The following is a 16462-nucleotide window of genomic DNA, read 5'->3' as shown; positions in this document are numbered from 1 at the left end:
AGAGTGCGCTGCCAACGCGAGGGCTTCACGTGCCCGATTGGTGGAACGCTACGGTCGGGGGCAGTCGGTCCCGCTTTCCCTTCGGGCCACTATGTTAAAGCTCCTGCGGCGGCCCTTTTCCCGCCCTTCGCGTGACGCGAATTCCCGCTTTCCCGCTGAAGCGGCGCTATGCTGAAAGCTCCGATACGCTTCATTGTTGGTTGACCGATCGACCCCGATCGGTCGAGGGGGCCGAGGGTCTTTGCCCCTTCTCTCCCCTAAACAGTCTTTCGCCCACCTTCCTTCGCTTGCGCTTTCGTGCAGGCGGTTCCCCGCAAAGACTGTTTTCCCCTCCGTCCCCACCGCTCGCGCGGCCCCGGGAAGCAGGACGCGGCCCTGCTTCGCGGTCCAAGGGAAAAGGAGAAATGACAATGAGCATTTACGCCAAAACTGCCCGATTTGACACCGGTCGAGCTCTCACCGAGGACGAGATGCGTGGCTTTGCACCTTCGATATTTGCCACCTCAGCGCACGAGAGCCGCTCCGAGCGCTTCAAGCCGATCCCGACAATCGAGATTTTGCGCGGTCTCGCAAAGGAGGGGTTCATGCCGGTCGGAGCGCGCCAATCGGTTAGCCGCACCGAAGGAAAGGCGAATTTTACAAAGCACCTCATCCGGCTTCGCCGTCTCGATGATGGCAATATCTATCACGTCGGCGATACCGTCTGCGAAATCCTGCTCAAGAATGCAAATGACGGAACGAGTGCATACGAATTGCTCGCAGGGCTTTTCCGCGTGTGCTGCCTCAACTCGCTCGTTGCGCAAACGGGAACTATCGACGCGATCAAAGTCCGACACTCCGGTGATGTTCAAGGCAAGGTGATCGAGGGCACCTATCGCGTCCTTGGGGAGGCGGAGCGCACTCTGGCGGCGCCGCAGGACTGGTCGGGCTTAAGAGTGGGGCGTGAGGCAAGGGAAGTCCTGGCCGAGGCTGCACATCTCGTTCGTTTTGGCGACGCCGAAGGGTCGGTGACAAACCCGATCAAACCGGAGCAATTGCTGGTGCCACGCCGCATCGAGGACCGGGCAGAAGACCTTTGGACCGTGTGGAATGTCGTTCAGGAGAACAGCGTTAAAGGTGGATTGCGTGCTGTAAGGCGTGATGAATTCGGCAGAGCGCGCCGATCGACGTCTCGACCGATTAACGGCATCGATCAGGACATCAAGCTCAACAAGGCTCTTTGGCTCATTGGTGAGAGAATGGCCGCATTGCTCCGCCGCTGACCTTCTCGGCCGATCGATTTCCTCGCGTCCGGTATCCATCGACGCGAGGAGATCGCGTGCCTTGAGGGGCGCCCCAAAGCCCCGCCCCTCAAACTCCCCTGCCCACCCGGAGGACGCCAGCGCTGACGCCAGCGCGAAGGACGCTCGCGTCGACCTGGACAGTTTGCCTGGTCGGTCGAACGCTGGATGTTCAGCAATTTTGGATTGGGACAGCGCCAGGGCATCCATCAGGCAACTGAAGGGCGCTCGCTCCGACGTTGAGCGACGACATCGGTGGCCGCGGACGGGCCCTGTTCTGCCGAATTGGCTGCAATGGGTTCGTCGGTCACGCGCAGGTCCATCTTTCCCCAGATCGAAGCCTTTTGCGCCGTGTTCTGCGGTTTTCTGGACGGCTTGATTTCAACGACGAACGGTCTTGTCTGCTGGCGCATGTCTCCTCCACTGGGCGGGTCGCGATCAAACGAATTCGCGCGACGGGATTGGCAGCTGTGCCTTGATCGAGGATGGAGACAGTAACGGCGAAAGTCGGTTCCGGCGCCATTCGCCGGCAGTGGACGACCGCCGAACGTTTTGATCGGTGCTGGCCCGCTTCATTGCCATGGAGATGTTTCTTCCGTGCCTCAGGCCGCTCCCTACGCGGGCTCGATGGGGCGTGTCTGACCGGAAAACGGCTGACGCCTCGATCGTCCGCCCGCAACGGCAGGCCCACTTTTCTTGCCCCTGGCGGCTCAGGCCGCCATTCCCCGCCAGCCAACAAAAGTGTCCCTTGCCGTCCTCCATTTCATTGCGGCCCAATGGGTGCGGTCCGATCGTCCCCGGTCCTTTCGACAGCCATCGAGGCCGCGAAGGGCGCGGCCCGAAACAACGGAAAGGAACTTCGACATGGCTACCATCGGCACTTTCACCTCCACTGAAAATGGCTTCAACGGCTCGATCCGCACCCTGGCCCTCAACGTCAAGGCTCGCATCGCCCGGATCGAATCTCCTTCCGACAAGGGCCCCCACTTCCGCATCTATGCCGGCAACGTCGAGTTCGGGGCGGCCTGGCAGAAGAGCTCCGAGCAGACCGGTAAAGACTACCTCTCGGTCAAGCTCGATGATCCAAGCTTTCCTGCTCCGATCTACGCAACACTTGCGGCAGTCGAAGGTGAAGATGGCTACCAGCTGATCTGGTCGCGTCCTAACCGGGACTAACAAGCAGCAGGCCCCGCCGCCAGGCCGGGCCTCTCTTTCAACGCCGGGAGCCGACAATGACCATCGAACACTGATTAAGCCAAGCGGGCCGAAATCAGGAACGCGCGCTGCTTCCTGGCGTCGTTTGGTCCATTGGTGAATCCTGCAATTTTGCGGTCGAAATACGACCGCTATGATCCAGATTTCCGATCTGAAGCGCAGCATGAAATGACCGGCAGACGAAGTCTTTCTCCCCTATTCGACCACCGCAGATTGTCTTCTTGCTTGAGAACGCTGCGGACGGTGAACCACCGTGAGGACCTCCACCCCGCACTTCGCGAACTTTGCGTGCAATACAATGTGGCGCACATGACGTTTCTGGTGGTCCGTGCCGCAGGCGGCTCGAGTGCCTACCCCTATTACGCCACGACCTATCCAGATACGTGGGCGGCGAGATATATTGATAACGGCTATCTCGACATAGACCCGGTGATCGACGTCATGCGGTGGGGGCTTCTTCCGGTAGATTGGTCGTCCCTTGACCGGCGTTCAGGTCGGGCCCGCCGATTGTTTCAGGAGGCGCGGTGCTATGGGATCGGCTCACAAGGGTTGACGGTTCCAGTTCGAGGCTCGAATGGCGAACGTAGTCTCTTCTCAGTGACTTCCAGGCTCCCTAGGCGAGAATGGTCGCGACTACGCGATTCAAGCATCCACGAACTGCAAATTCTATCTCACTATCTCCATGAGACGGTGTTTGAGGTTGTAGGCTATCGCAAGTTCGACCGCATTCGAAAACTATCCGGGCGCGAGAGCCAGTGTCTGCGGCTGCTCGCGATGGGTCGGATCTCCAAACAGATAGCTGCGGATCTCGGAATCTCTGAGAATTCCGTCAAATTGTACCTTCGCTCCGCGAGGCTGAAACTAGGCGCTGTGACCAGCTATCAGGCTGTTGCCCGGGCAAGCTTCCTCGAGTTGATTAGGTTCTGAACGATCCAACCTGCCCAAGCGCCGCAATTTTCGCCAATCTGGCCTACCGATTTCGGTAGATTGGCTATCCCCTCGGTCGGGTTCACAAATGCACCAGAACTTACCTGCGGTTGCGGTGCTGACCGACTAAGGTCGACTTGCACCGACCGCTGTAACGGGAGATGGTCATGGTGGATCGGACAACGATTGATCACTGGCGCAGTGCGCCCAGGCTAACGGCGTTTGCAAGGTTCTTTGAAAGAACCGCACGCGGTGAGTCCGGAGCTCCGGACCTTGCTCAACCAAAAATTGATCTGAGCCTCCTCGACTTTGACCTGGAGGCTGCGGTCTTTTCGGATACGCACCGGCGTCTTTGGGGGCACTTCGATAGCCACTACTTCGCCAGCATTCCCTATCGGCTTGAGGAGGAAGCTCGCGTGGGAGCGGCGATCCTCGCCTTTGCCTTGCGGGCCTGGAGCCGAAGCGCTTCGCCGGCGACAATATACACGCTTGGGACAGGAACCGGATGCCTTGCGCGCGCACTTGCAACGCTCGGCAATGGGCGGATCGAAGCTCTCTGCTGCAGTCCTACTGCCGCCAATCGGGTGTCATTCGTTGCAAAGCGGGGAAGCGACCATGCGCACTTCTTCCATGGTCCATTCTTTGATCTTACCAACGACAGATACCTCTCAGATCCAGAGCTTTTTCCTTTTCAGGCCGGATTCGACGTGCTCTTGGAGGACACGACTTTCCAGATGTACGACCGTGACCGGATAAAGCAGTTGGACTTCGTCGTTCCCCGCATTCGCCCGGGCGGCATCCTCGTGCAGGTCCAGAAGCTCGCGCATGAGGACCCTGACACCTACGAGGAACGAGAACGCCAAAAGGACGAGCTCTTCAAAACTCGCTACTTCTCGGCCGGCGACATCTCCAAGAAGAAGGATGAAGTTCTCAACACGATGACGGGTCTTCAGGTTGATCTGGCGACGACGGCAGCTGCTCTCGGGACCTTTTTTCGCTATTCGGTGGTAACTTGGAACAGCGGGAATTTCTACACAATCGTGTCGTCCAATTCGCGCACCGCCACGTTAGAGCTGGTTTCCTTGATGCTGAAGCCGGCGATCCCGCCGGGCTACTGTTACGAGCGTTTGCCGGTCATACTCGTCGATACGGAAGCTGAACCGTTGGCGCCTGAGCTCAGCTGGCGCTGCGCGAACACCATGGCGCCACTCGCGCCGAGGCGGCAGGCCTTCTGAAATGGCCGCTTCTCTTGCCGACGGAAAACTTTGCAGCGCTGGCGACGTGCGCCATGCCATGACCCATCTCATGCCGTCTATGGCCCCATGCTGGGAACGTCCACTGGAGGAATACGCGGCGACAGTCTTCGATGCCGTCAAGGGTCAGGCAGCGTGTTCGGTACGCCTCCATGCCATGGAACTGTTGTGCCGATGCGTCGAGCGGGCGGCGCGCAGATCCGGTTTCGCGGACGAGGAAGCCCGAAGGGCTAGCCACCAGTTGATGTCCGCGCCGGTTCTTCAGACGGGTCCGCACTGCTTGTTGCTGCCGGAACCCGTCGCGCTCTATACGCATTTGTTCAGCCTGATGGGTCTCGAAGCGCACCGGCTTGAGTGGTACATCACCTATCATGCCTCGACGGTCAGTTTCGCGGAAAAGGCAAAGAAGGGCCCCGGCTGGCTCTGGCTCGAGGGTGAAGCGCTCAATGTCTTCGGATTGCCGCGAAGGCGGATGGATTCATCCAGCGTCTGCGGTTTGAGCGGACCATACCGATTTGCGCTGTCGAACGCTCACGGCCAATCGGTGCCGAACGCCGCCGCCGCTCACCTCCTCTCCGAGCTTCCTTCAGGTGAATTTGCTTCTGCTGCCGACGCTATCAGGGACGCCAATCAGATGTTGTGGCGCCGCAAGCTGTCTTCTTCCGTCAAGCTGCTTCAGCTTGACGATCTCGACATAGCAGACCTGGTTGCAGATCACCTCGAAGACCCCGCATCGTGGCTGTCGGCAGGCTTTATCAGAAATCGTGCGGTTGCCGAGAGTGTCCTGGACACGATCGATCAACTGAACTCTGGCCCCTGGAAGGGATGGCTCCGCCGAACAACAGATTTCTTCTGGGGTACTGACAAAGGCAGAATTGTTCCCCTTCGTCTCCGGGACAACGTGCTGGCAACGAAAAACCGGCCGGACTTCGAAGTGCAGTTCCGACCGGAAAGTCTCGTGGCGGCGCTTCGGCACCGCGTGCTGGTGCCAAGTCTCTTCATGGTGTTCCTGGTGACTTCCATCATGCCCGGCGTGCGCGTTCTCGGTGGATGTCGCCAGGTCATTTACTACCCACTCATGCGCTACCTTGCCGCCAAAGCGGTTGCGCGATCGGGCGAGTTGGAACTTTGGGAAGACATGCGTCGCGATCGTCTGCCGGGAGTTTGGGGACACCGCGTCTTGAAACCGGATGGCGCTGACCCGTTGGGCAAGATCCGGCTTTTGGATAGTGCGGCGGCACTTCTTTCGCGATACCGGAAGATGCCCTTAGTCCAGACGGCCGGTGATCTCGCGAGTTTCACGAGCGACCCGCTCTGGGCAGACCTGTTGGCGAATACGGAACGTGGGATCATCAACTCGGCATCCACCGAATGGCAGTGGTCGGGTCTATAAAAGCAGAGGGATGCGGGAGGCTGGTCGCCGAGACCAGGTTTATCGTTCAGAGAGACACATGCATGAGCATGTCACGACGAACCGGTGATTTTAAGGAGGCCAATGTGCCGATTGAAAACGGATTGGTCGTCAGACGCCTGTGCGTCAAGGACGTGGATGTGTTTCGGCGCCTGCGCCTGGAGGCGCTTTCGCATGAGCCTTTCTCCTACGCCAGTGTTTTTGGAGACTGGGCCAATCTCTCCGATCGTCAATGGCGTCAACATCTAAACCAGCCCGTGTTTGTCGCGTTTCTGGATGGACAACCTGTGGGCATGATGGGGCTGAGGTTTGAGAATGCGCGGAAAATGGCCCACCGCGCGAAGCTTGTCAGCGTCTATGTTCGAAAGTGCAAGCGCGGTAGCGGGGTTGCGGCAAATCTCTTGCGAGAGGTGGCAGATCACGCGCAGGCTCACGGAATTCTTCAGCTCGAGCTTGCGGTGAACGCGGAGAATTCGGAGGCAATCCGCTTCTATGAGCGCCAGGGTTTCATGGCGGTTGGCCGCGTTCCCGACGGCTTTATCGGCCATGGTAGCAAGCACGATGAGTTGATTATGGTTCTGCGGTTGGCGCCGCCGTTTGGTCCCGGCGAGATTTTTATCCGAACCGTACCGGAATCGCAGAAACAGACCTTCCCTTCGTCCGTTCGGTAGCTTCTCCTAATAGTCGCTACAGCGCGTCCATCGAGCCATATGGATGCGATCCTCGCCTCGCCTCAAAAGGCGGGGCTTCTTTTTGACCGCAAACAACGTCGCAAAAGACCAGCCGAGGTGGGGGATCGTGCGAGATCAGAAGGCTCCCACTGCCTCGTGATGCTGAAAAAGGAAAAACCGACGTGCGAGACAGATCCGCATGTTGGATGCATTGCTTATGAATTCTCGGGTTCCCATTTTTCAAACAACCGCATTTGTTTCCGAACTGATCAGAGCTGCCAATGAGGTCGAGAAGCTAACGCCCTCCGAAGTGAGCCGGCTCCTCGATCGATCGGTCGCTACGATCCGTGGTATGCGCGAGCAAGCCGGCGTTGCGGGCAACAGGCGCACAAACGATGTTGTGATCAATTTGGGTATCGCATCTGCCCGCGTCAGAGATTTATCCATCGAGGACATCAAGGATACCCTGATCGACGCAGCGGACGCCATTCGGGCGCTACGCATCATTCTCGTTGAAAGGGAATGAGCGGGGGCAGAGTTAGTCTACCGCACGTCGCAGGGAGGTGACCGGGTGGGATATGATTGGTCTGGCGCGCGAGGGCGTCGCATGAAGTTGGCGCGTTTCAGTGCCGCGGTTACGCTCGCGGCGCTCCTAGTCGGCGTTGCGGTACAAGTCGTGGACAGGACACTTTAATCAAGAAAAGGTTTCCTATTGCATGAGCAAGAAGAGACCCGGCGTCTGAACGTTCGACTTCACAGACCGCGCATAGATGACAGAGCCTGCGAAAATTCATCGTCCCCTCACGCGTGGGTGGACAAGGAAGCTGAGTTTCGATGGCTACTTCTTTAATCGAATCCCTGCTCCATCGCCGTGGTCGGGGATAAACTCTACGCCGGCGGATTCCAGAGCAATCCGGATCAACTTCAGGTTCGCTGGCGTAATTGTTGGTGGCCCATCTTCCGCCTCAGCTCGTCGGATCGTGGAGAGCCCGACGCTTGCTGCATTTGCCAGCTCCTCAGCCGTCCAACGTACAAGCGCTCTTGCAGCGCGAATCTGAGCTCCCGTTATTACACTCATAAATTTCAATTTCTCAGTTGAACTTTTTTGGTTCATGTGGCACTTAAAGGTTCATGCGGCTGTGCTCGGTGCTTGCAACACCACGCACAGCCTGACCACAACCAAGCTGTAGGGAGCTCGGATCATGGCTGATTCCGACAATAGCAGAACTTTGTCTACCGTCACCCGAGGAGATCTTCATTCCCTGGTTGCGGCGTGCTTACCCACACATCAGGCTCGTTCCGCTCCTGAGAATTCGGATTTTGAAGCGGGCAACCAGGATCACGCGCTGGCGGCTTGGCATCTTTGGCGTGCCACCTGGGACCGTCTGAGCGAATCGACGGCGCAACTGCAACACCTCGAAACCTCCCTTTTTTCGGCTGGCCTGTCATCCTCAAGCGACCACGACGGGTCACGTGCTTACAACGAGGCTCTCGAGGTTGAGGACCGTGCAGCGTTGGCAGAGGAACTGGCCGCACAAGCGTTGTGGCTGACGCCAGCGCCGTCAATCGCCGGTGTTGCGGCCAAACTCGACGCGATTGTGACGCGTAACCAGCCTTCCCTCATCTGTTCCGACGAACCATGGCCGCAAATCCGTACGGTGCTGGCTGATTTGCTGAAAATCGATACGTCAGCTGATCCCTCGCCGCGCCTCAGCGGTTGAAAGTGTTCGCCGCATCGTAAGCGGCGCGCTGACAGCCCGCCGCCGGGACTTAGAGCAATCTCCGAATGACCCCGCGCAGAAGCCCCTTCGGCGCGAGCCCCTGACTCTGTCAAAAAACAACAAGGAACTGCACATGAAACTGGGAAGACCTTTTCGCCCATGCCTGCTGTCGGCGTTTCTCGTGTCCGTCTCGCTCGGTGCGTCGTTGATCTCGACGCCAGCCGTGGCCCAAGAGCCGGGTGATCTGCGCATCGCCACGTCCTACAAGCTGATGACGCTCGATCCGCATTACGCCAATCTCAACGAGAATACCTCGCTGCTCTCTCATATCTATGAGCGGCTCGTCTATCAGGACGAGGGTCTCGAGCTGAAGCCCGGGCTTGCCATCTCCTGGCGCGCGCTTTCCCCTACCCAGTGGGAGTTCAAGCTGCGCGACGGGGTGCGATTCCATGGTGGCGCGGTCTTCGATGCCGAGGATGTCGTCTATTCGATCGAGCGGATCCGGGATTTCCTGAAGCCCCCGAGCGGCGGGTTTCGCTCCTCTGTCAGCGGCATCAAGGCGGTTTCTGCGACCGATCCGCTGACGGTGGTCATCGAGACCAGCGGTGCCGCCCCTACCCTGCCGCTCACCTTCTCCTCGATCTTCATGATGAACAAGCCGGCGGAGGGCTTTGAGACCACCGAAGCGCTCAATTCCGGTGCTGCACCTGTTGGGACCGGACCCTACAAGTTCGAAAGCTGGAGCTCCGGCGAGAGCCTCAGGCTGGTGCGCAACGATGGCTACTGGGGCGGCAAGCCCGCCTGGCTGACGGTCGGCTTCCGCGTGATCGAGAACCCGGCCGCCCGCGTGGCAGCCCTTAGCACCGGCGAGGTCGACGTCGCTGACGCCATTCCCGCCCGTGATGTCGATGGTCTGAAGCAGCGCGGCGCCTGGATTGCCAGCGTCGGTGCCGCCCGCATCAACTTCGTGCAGTTCGATGTTGACCGCGACACCCTTCCCGGTGTGACGGACAAATCGGGAGAACCGATCGCCAACCCGTTCAAGGACCCGCAGGTGCGGCGTGCACTGGCGCTTGCAACCGACCGCGGCATTCTCGCAGACAAGATCCTTGCCGGCTATGGGACCGCCGCCTCGCAGGTGTTTCCGACCGGCCTGCCGGGCACGTCGGCCAAGCTTCTGCCTGAGGCGCCTGACTACGAAGCGGCAAAGGCGCTGCTCGCCAGGGCCGGATATCCTGACGGGTTCAATCTGGTTCTTGCCGGTCCGGCCGGGCGTTATCCGGGCGACGCCGAGAGCCTGCAGGCAATCGCCCAGAGCTGGGCCCGGATAGGTGTGAACGCCCAGCCCTCGACAGCGCCGTTCTCGGTGTTCAACACCAAGCGCGCTGCCGGCGACTATGCCGTCTGGTATGGCGGCACCTCCGGCGAGGCTGTCGACATCATCCTTCGCGCCCTGCTCGCTTCGCCGAACAAGGAGCGCGGAACCGGTGCGTTGAACTTCGGCAAGTATCAGAACGTCGCCTTCGACGAGATGCTGGCCAAGGCGGAGAGCATTGCCGTCGGACCGGAGCGCGATGCGGCATTGGCTTCGGCAACTGAGCTGGTGATGGCCGACCAGCCGATCATCCCGCTTTACCACTTCCACCACATCGTCGGTTACGGCCCGCGCATCGGCTCCTACGTCATGCATCCGCGCGGCTGGACGACGGCGATGCAGACGATTGCCGCGACGGAGTAGAGGCGGATGGATATGATCTCGATTGTTTTTGGAAGGCTGTCACAGGCCTTCCTGCTTCTCATCGCCATGTCGCTGATCGGCTTTATCGGCATCCACAGCGTCGGCAATCCGGTCTTCAACGTCGTCAACATCGAAACCGCCACGCCTGAGGACATTCAGGCGGCCACCATTGCGCTTGGCCTCGATCAGCCAATCTGGCGCCAGTACCTCGTCTTCATCAGCAATGTCGTGAGCGGCAACTTCGGCACCTCCTACATCTATCATCAGCCGGCCTTCACGCTGGTGATGAGCAAACTGCCGGCAACGCTGGAACTTGCCTTTATCGCCATGCTGATCGCGGCACCGCTTGGAACCGGGCTCGGACTTCTTGCCGGCCGGCGCGTGGGCTCGCTGTTTGACCGGACCCTGCTGAACGGCAGCGTCTCGGCGCTCAGCATCCCGTCTTTCTGGCTGGCGATGATGCTGATCCTCGTCGGCGCCATCCTCACCGGCTGGTTTCCCTCCGGTGGACGCGGTGCGACCGAGCGTGTCCTCGGTGAGGACTGGAGTTGGATGACCGCCAACGGGCTCTGGCACCTGGTGCTGCCGGCGCTGGCACTCGCCATTCCGAACATCGCGTTGATCGCGCGTCTGTCGCGCTCCGGCACGATCGAGGTCGAAAGCCAGGACTTTACGCGGTTTTGCCGTGCCAAAGGGCTGTCGTCACGACGGATCCTCATGCGCCACACGCTACCGAACATCAGCGTTCCGATCGTGACGATCATCGGCCTGCAGTTCGGCGGCATGCTCGCCTTTGCCGTGGTGGTGGAATCGATCTTCTCGTGGCCGGGCGTCGGCAAGCTTCTGATCGACTCCATCCAGTTGCTCGATCGGCCGGTGGTGATGGCGACCCTCACCTTCATCGCCGTCGCCTTCGTCGGGCTCAACGCCCTCGTCGATCTCTTCTACGCCGTGCTCGATCCGCGCGTGCGCCTGTCTTCATAAGGTGGACCGTCATGAAAGCCCAAATCCTGAGCGCATTAAAAAAGCCCCGACGCGGACCGGTGCTCACCCTGTCCAAAATCCTGCTCGCCAGCTACGTGCTGGTTGCCCTTGCCGCGCCGCTGATCGCACCGCAGAACCCTTATGATCCCTTGCAGATCTTCGGCTGGGAGGCGTCGTCGCCGCCCGGCACACTCGGAAGCGGCGGTTATCTCTACCTGTTTGGAACCGACGGCCTCGGCCGCGATATCGTCAGTACCATTCTTTATGGCCTGCGCATCAGCCTGGTGGTGTCGATCGTCAGTTCAGCACTTGCCGCCCTGATCGGGCTCACCGCCGGGGTCAGTGCCGCCTACTTCGGCAAATGGGTCGATGTCGTCATCATGCGCCTCGTCGACCTGCAGCTCAGCCTGCCGACCATCCTGATTGCGCTGATTGCCATCGTCACGCTCGGTCCGGGCGTCGACCGGATCATCCTGGCGCTGGTCATCGTGCAATGGGCGACCTATGCGCGGATCGCCCGTGGCGTCGCCTTAAGCGAGGTCAAGAAACCCTACATGGATGCGGCCCGGCTAATGCGGCTTCCGACATCAAGGGTCATCTTCCGTCACCTGCTGCCCAACAGCATCGCACCGGCCATCACCCTGATCCCGATCGAGGTCGGCCATGCGGTGGCGCTGGAGGCGACGCTGTCCTTCCTTGGCTTGGGCGTTCCGATCGACAAACCCTCGCTCGGCTCCGCCGTTGCCAACGGCTTCCAGTACCTGATGACCGGCCAATACTGGATCAGCCTGTTTCCGGGGCTCGCCCTCTTCGGCCTGATCGCTTCCATCAATCTCGTCGGCGAGGACGTTCGCCGCAGTCTCGATCCAAGGAACCAGACGCGATGACAGTGGAACATGTGAACATCCCTCCGCACCCCCTGCCCCCGTCGCCGCCATTGTTGCGGGTCGAGAACCTTAGCCTTCGCCATCTCTCCAGGGCCGGCCCGACGACGATCCTCAGCGACGTCAGCTTCGCGCTTGGACGCGGCGAGATCCTTGGGATCATCGGTGAGTCCGGGGCTGGCAAGTCGACCGTCGGCAATGCCATCCTCGGACTGCTTGCGCCGGAGTTCCAGCAGACCTCGGGAACAATCAGCTTCGACGGCAAGGCGTTTAACGCGATGACGGCCGGCGAGCGGGAAGCGCTGCGCGGAAAACGGATTTCAGCGATCTTCCAGGATCACACCGCTTCGCTCGATCCGTTGATGAGCGTCGGCGCGCAAGTTCAGGAAACCTGCCTTGCGGTCGACCCTTCCTTGTCGAGACGCGCGGCCCGCGCCCGGGCCATCGATCTGCTCGCCCGTGTCGGCATTCCCGAGCCGGAGCGGCGCTATGGCAACTACCCGCACCAGTTCTCCGGCGGCCAGCGACAGCGCATCGTCATCGCCATTGCCCTTGCCGGTTCTCCCGACATCATCATCGCCGACGAGCCGACCTCGGCACTCGATGCGACGGTGCAAAAGCAGGTGCTGCAATTGCTGAGAACACTCGTCGATGAGACCGGTGTTTCGGTCATTCTCGTCACCCACGACATGGGCGTGATCTCCGAGATCACCGACCGGGTGCTGGTCATGAAGAAGGGCCAGGTCGTCGAGGCGGATGCGACAGTCATCATCCTCGATCAGCCACGCCATGACTATACGAAGAAGCTGCTTGCCGCCGTTCCACGACTGCGCATCCCAGCACAGGTCGCGACGGCTGAAGACAAGGTGGCAGACAGGAATGGTCCGGACGGTTCCGGCGCCCCCGATGATGCCGGGGTCCCGCTGCTTGTGGCCGAAGGCATCTCGAAAGAATTCTCTCCGCAGGGATTCCAATGGGGCCTTGGCTTGGGACTTGGCCGCAAACGGCCGAGCTTCGGTCTCAGCGATGTCGGCATCCGCCTGCCGCGTGGCACGATCACCGGCATCGTCGGCGAGAGCGGCAGCGGCAAGACCACCTTCGGCCGCATCCTCGCCGGTCTCGACAGCGCCCATCACGGCCGGATTGTGATCGGTGAGCAAAGCTATGAGGCGGCCTCAAGCGGCCGGCGCAGCGGTCTTCTTGGCCGGGTGCAGATGATCTTCCAGGACCCGTCCGTCTCGCTCAATCCGCGGATGACCATTGGCGAGACGCTCGAGGAAAGCATTCGCTTCGGCGCAGAGGCTGGCTCCAGAGACAAACCGATTGCCGAGACGGCGGCTATGATGATGGATCGCCTCGGTCTCGCCCGGAGCCTCTCGTCGCGCCATCCGCACCAGCTCTCCGGTGGCCAAAAGCAGCGGGTCTGCATCGCTCGTGCGCTACTCGCCAAACCTCAGATCATCGTCGCGGACGAACCGACCTCGGCTCTCGACGTCTCGGTGCAGGCCGAGATCGTCACGCTGCTGAAGGAAACCATCGCCGGAGAGGACATGACGATGGTGTTCATCTCCCATGACCTTGCGATCGTGCAAACGATGTGCAGCGCCGTCTACATCTTCAAAAACGGCCGGGTCGAGGATTTTGGGTCCTCGGACTTCATCTTCTCGCACTCCGACAATGCCTATACCCGCAGCCTGATTGCTGCCCGACCCGAGCGCTTCACATGCTGAGGGACGCGCTCCTTCCAGGACGGGTCTCCCCGCCCGCGGCACCCGTCACAATCTCCGAAGGCTTGGCCGCAATCGCCATGGAAAGTTATCGCATGAAAGAACGCTTCACCTTTGCCCTGACCGGTCAGTCGCTGATCAAATACGACATCCGCGACAACAGAGCCCCGGCTTTTACCAAGGTTCGCTCGCTGCTTTGCGAAGCCGATCTCGCTTTCACCAACTTCGAAGGCACGATCCTTGGGCGTCACGGCGGTTGGCCGCTGAAAGGCTCGTTCTTCGGCTGCAGCGATCCAGTCGTGCTTGATTGCCTTCAGGGTATCGGGTTCGACGCGTTGTCGCTGTCGAACAATCATGCCTTCGACCTTGGTCCGTCGGGCGTGCTTTCGACGCTGGAGGAGGTCGAAAAGCGTGGCTTCCTGCATGCGGGTCTCGGTCGAGATCAGGGCGAGGTCTCTCAAGCGAGCCGTGCAACGGTATCCGGGCGGCCGGTTGCCATCGTTGCGATGGACGGCGGTCCCGGTCCCGACTTCATGTATGCAGCTGATGGGAAGGAAGGGAGGCCGGCACGCCCGGGCGTCAACCGGCTCGGCATTGCCCAGAGGATCGAGGTCGATGGCCCGGCATTCGAACACTTGGCCGCCATTCGCGACCAGGTCGGCTACACCGCGATCGATCTCGCCAATGACAGCCAGCCGGACGATCGTCCGAACCTCGACCCGGAGAAAGAAATCGCCATTGCCCGCGCCGTGTTCCGGCGGTCGGAGCGCTGCGGCCGCAGTGTGAACATCGATGCGGCGGACCTTGAGAGGAACCTTGGCGCCATCACGGCGGCGGCGAAAGACGGATCGCTGGTGGTCGCCTATCTGCACCATCATCATTGGGCATCCGACTGGTACCAGGTGCCTGGCTGGGTGAGTGGTGTCGCCCGCGCCTGCATCGATGCGGGCGCGTCGCTCTTTGTCAGCCACGGTGCGCCGGTGCTGCAGCCGATCGAGATCTATCGCGGCCGGCCGATCTTCTACAGCCTCGGCAACTTCATCTTCCATGTGCGTTCAGAGAAGTCGACCTGGACGGCACCGGAGGTCTGGGAGAGTGTCGTGGCGGCACCGACCTTCGACGCTGACAACCGTCTCGTCGAGATTAGGCTGCATCCGGTCGTCATCGGTGGCGAACAAGCGTTAGAGGACGGCGTGCTGGAGCGACGCCTGGCGCCCCATCTTGCGACCGGGGCCGGTGCGCAGCGGATCCTGGCGCGGCTTGCAGAGCAATCGGCCGGACTCGGCACCGATATCCAGCTCTCGGAGGGTGTCGGCCTTATCCAGGTCTGACCGGTCGACCTCTTGCCCGCATCTCCCACATGAGGACCATCATGGACGTTCGCCAGGAACTGATCAGCCGTTTGTTGCGCTACGCCGCGATCGAAAGCCAAAGCAATGGCCGCGAGCAAACGCTGCCGTCGTCGCCGGGTCAAGCGGCATTGGCCGCCCTGCTCGCCGACGAGATGCGGGCATTGGGCCTCGCAGATGTCCTCGTCGACGGACATGCGATCGCCACCGGTCTCAAACGCGGCAACCGCCCCGAGGCGCCGGCGATCGGCTTTATCGCCCATCTCGACACCGTCGATGTCGGCCTGTCGCCGTTTATCCGGCCGCAGATCCTGCGCTTTTACGGCAAGGACCTTTGCCTCAACGCCGAGGAGGACATCTGGCTGCGGGTCGCCGAGCATCCGGAGATCGCCCGCTGGCAGGGCGAGGACATCATCGTCAGTGATGGCACCAGTGTGCTCGGCGCCGACAACAAGGCGGCGATCGCCGTGATCATGACGTTGCTCGGACGGCTCGATAACACAGTGCACGGCGATGTCTACGTCGCCTTCGTACCCGACGAAGAAATCGGATTGCGCGGCGCCAAGGCGCTCGATCTCACTCGCTTTCCCTGCGACTTCGCCTACACCATCGACTGCTGCGAACTGGGCGAAGTGGTGCTTGAGACCTTCAATGCAGCGTCTGCCGAGATCGTCTTTACCGGTGTCAGTGCCCATCCGATGTCGGCCAAGGGCAATCTCGTCAATCCGCTGACGATGGCGATCGAGTTCATGGCCCAGTTCGACCGCAACGACACGCCGGAACACACCGCGGATCGCCAGGGCTTCTTCTGGTTCAAGGATCTCGTCGCCAATGACAGCGAGGCGACCCTCACCTGCCTGATCCGCGACTTCGATACCGATGGGTTCCATCAGCGCAAGCGGTGGATCGCCGAAATGGCCGAGCGGATCCGGTTAAGTTACCCCAGTGGTAACGTCCGCTACCAGATCACCGAGACCTATCGGAACATCGCCACCAGCCTGGCAGAGGACGATCGGGCGGTCTCCCTTCTCTTCACGGCCATGGACGAACTTGGGATCGAGAAGAAGCTGATCCCGATGCGCGGCGGCACCGATGGCGCCGTGCTCTCGGCGCGTGGCATTCCGACGCCGAACTTCTTTACCGGCGCCTACAACTTCCATTCGCGCTATGAGTTTCTGCCGGTCCCGGCGTTTGAACAGTCGTTCGCGGTGGCAATGGGGATTTGTCGGTTGGCGGCGACGGGTGAGAAGGCTGGGTCGGCCGCTGTGAGCGATTAAGCCATTAATTCGATGATCGGCCGTC

16 protein-coding genes are annotated in these 16462 nt (G+C 60.6%); 14 read left to right on the top strand and 2 right to left on the bottom strand.

Annotated elements, in window-relative coordinates; genetic code table 11:
• The first annotated feature begins 410 nt into the window (after positions 1 to 410).
• Positions 411 to 1262: a DUF932 domain-containing protein gene (locus FA04_RS34195; protein WP_051659363.1), complete on the top strand. Its 852-nt coding sequence runs from the start codon at positions 411 to 413 to the stop codon at positions 1260 to 1262.
• 227 nt (positions 1263 to 1489) lie between these two features.
• Here FA04_RS34195 and FA04_RS34190 read toward each other — a convergent pair whose 3' ends face one another.
• Positions 1490 to 1693: a hypothetical protein gene (locus FA04_RS34190; protein WP_034796825.1), complete on the bottom strand. Its 204-nt coding sequence runs from the start codon at positions 1691 to 1693 to the stop codon at positions 1490 to 1492.
• 451 nt (positions 1694 to 2144) lie between these two features.
• Here FA04_RS34190 and FA04_RS34185 point away from each other — a divergent pair, with 451 nt between their 5' ends.
• The 6 genes from FA04_RS34185 (at position 2145) to FA04_RS34160 (ending at position 7283) form a co-directional block, all read left to right on the top strand.
• Positions 2145 to 2456: a DUF736 domain-containing protein gene (locus tag FA04_RS34185; protein ID WP_034796827.1), complete on the top strand. Its 312-nt coding sequence runs from the start codon at positions 2145 to 2147 to the stop codon at positions 2454 to 2456.
• A 207-nt stretch (positions 2457 to 2663) separates the two neighbouring features.
• Positions 2664 to 3422: a LuxR family transcriptional regulator gene (locus FA04_RS34180; protein ID WP_051659359.1), complete on the top strand. Its 759-nt coding sequence runs from the start codon at positions 2664 to 2666 to the stop codon at positions 3420 to 3422.
• Between the two features lie 167 nt (positions 3423 to 3589).
• Positions 3590 to 4657, top strand: a complete 1068-nt coding sequence (locus FA04_RS34175) for a class I SAM-dependent methyltransferase (protein WP_034796828.1) — start codon at positions 3590 to 3592, stop codon at positions 4655 to 4657.
• Between the two features lies 1 nt (position 4658).
• Positions 4659 to 6068, top strand: a complete 1410-nt coding sequence (locus tag FA04_RS34170; protein WP_234798845.1) for a hypothetical protein — start codon at positions 4659 to 4661, stop codon at positions 6066 to 6068.
• 62 nt (positions 6069 to 6130) lie between these two features.
• On the top strand, positions 6131 to 6757 hold the full coding sequence (locus FA04_RS34165) for a GNAT family N-acetyltransferase (RefSeq protein WP_082936649.1): 627 nt from the start codon (positions 6131 to 6133) through the stop codon (positions 6755 to 6757).
• 235 nt (positions 6758 to 6992) lie between these two features.
• Positions 6993 to 7283 carry a hypothetical protein gene (locus FA04_RS34160; RefSeq protein ID WP_090428530.1) on the top strand — a complete coding sequence of 97 codons (291 nt, stop codon included), beginning with the start codon at positions 6993 to 6995 and terminating at the stop codon, positions 7281 to 7283.
• A 312-nt stretch (positions 7284 to 7595) separates the two neighbouring features.
• Here FA04_RS34160 and FA04_RS36290 read toward each other — a convergent pair whose 3' ends face one another.
• Positions 7596 to 7835 carry a helix-turn-helix domain-containing protein gene (locus FA04_RS36290; protein ID WP_082936640.1) on the bottom strand — a complete coding sequence of 80 codons (240 nt, stop codon included), beginning with the start codon at positions 7833 to 7835 and terminating at the stop codon, positions 7596 to 7598.
• 124 nt (positions 7836 to 7959) lie between these two features.
• Between FA04_RS36290 and FA04_RS34155 the strand changes: the two genes are divergently transcribed.
• From FA04_RS34155 to pepT, 7 genes are all read left to right on the top strand, one after another.
• Positions 7960 to 8478, top strand: a complete 519-nt coding sequence (locus FA04_RS34155; protein ID WP_034796829.1) for a hypothetical protein — start codon at positions 7960 to 7962, stop codon at positions 8476 to 8478.
• A 133-nt stretch (positions 8479 to 8611) separates the two neighbouring features.
• Entirely contained in the window at positions 8612 to 10216 is a 1605-nt protein-coding gene (locus tag FA04_RS34150; protein ID WP_034796831.1) for an ABC transporter substrate-binding protein, read from the top strand.
• A gap of 6 nt (positions 10217 to 10222) precedes the next feature.
• Positions 10223 to 11200, top strand: coding sequence for an ABC transporter permease (locus FA04_RS34145; protein WP_051659360.1), 978 nt, complete (start codon positions 10223 to 10225; stop codon positions 11198 to 11200).
• 11 nt (positions 11201 to 11211) lie between these two features.
• The gene (locus FA04_RS34140) at positions 11212 to 12087 is read left to right on the top strand and encodes an ABC transporter permease (protein WP_034796832.1); all 876 of its coding nucleotides are present in this window, start codon (positions 11212 to 11214) and stop codon (positions 12085 to 12087) included.
• Positions 12084 to 13814 carry an ATP-binding cassette domain-containing protein gene (locus tag FA04_RS34135; protein WP_051659361.1) on the top strand — a complete coding sequence of 577 codons (1731 nt, stop codon included), beginning with the start codon at positions 12084 to 12086 and terminating at the stop codon, positions 13812 to 13814. The genes FA04_RS34140 and FA04_RS34135 overlap by 4 nt, the downstream gene beginning before the upstream one ends.
• 92 nt (positions 13815 to 13906) lie before the next feature.
• The gene (locus tag FA04_RS34130; RefSeq protein ID WP_034796836.1) at positions 13907 to 15142 is read left to right on the top strand and encodes a CapA family protein; all 1236 of its coding nucleotides are present in this window, start codon (positions 13907 to 13909) and stop codon (positions 15140 to 15142) included.
• 41 nt (positions 15143 to 15183) lie between these two features.
• Positions 15184 to 16437, top strand: a complete 1254-nt coding sequence (gene pepT, locus FA04_RS34125) for a peptidase T (RefSeq protein WP_051659362.1) — start codon at positions 15184 to 15186, stop codon at positions 16435 to 16437.
• Positions 16438 to 16462: the final 25 nt, after the last annotated feature.

The sequence above is a fragment of the Ensifer adhaerens genome, from assembly GCF_000697965.2.
In the GTDB taxonomy this organism is placed as follows: domain Bacteria; phylum Pseudomonadota; class Alphaproteobacteria; order Rhizobiales; family Rhizobiaceae; genus Ensifer; species Ensifer adhaerens.
The sequence above is the reverse complement of the archived record's forward strand: the minus strand, read 5'-3'. Positions and strand labels throughout refer to the sequence as shown.